Genomic DNA, 469 nt, shown 5'->3' with positions numbered 1-469 from the left:
CTATGGTGATGATTTCCGACCGGCCAGCAGAAGTAGATGACCGAGCAGTACCAGGTCATTGGGAAGGCGACCTCATTCTAGGCGCGGGCAATAAGTCTGCAATTGGCACGCTAGTAGAGCGAACCACGCGCTATGTCATCTTGCTGCATCTACCTAATGGGCATAGTGCTACCGAAGTAAATGCAGCACTTACTAAAGCGATCGCTGGCTTGCCAGATCATCTCAAAGGCTCACTTACCTGGGACCAGGGAAGTGAAATGGCCTGCCATAAGGCCTTTTCTGTAGCTACAAATTGTCCCGTGTTCTTCTGCGATCCTGGCTCGCCGTGGCAGCGAGGCACCAATGGACTACTAAGGCAGTACTTCCCCAAAGGAACAGACCTAAGCCTCCACAGTGCAGCGGACCTAGAATTCGTCGCCATGCAACTCAACCGCCGCCCCCGCAAAACCCTGGGCTTTCAAACACCAGC

At 53.7% G+C, this 469-nt stretch carries 1 protein-coding gene; it reads left to right on the top strand.

The window, feature by feature from the left end:
• A partial coding sequence (locus QP324_RS11880; RefSeq protein WP_284816185.1) for an IS30 family transposase occupies positions 1-469 on the top strand: 469 nt, incomplete at both ends.

The organism is Corynebacterium sp. UMB0012 (genome assembly GCF_030216265.1).
Taxonomy (GTDB): Bacteria; Actinomycetota; Actinomycetes; order Mycobacteriales; family Mycobacteriaceae; genus Corynebacterium.
This window is presented reverse-complemented; position numbering and strand designations above follow the sequence as displayed.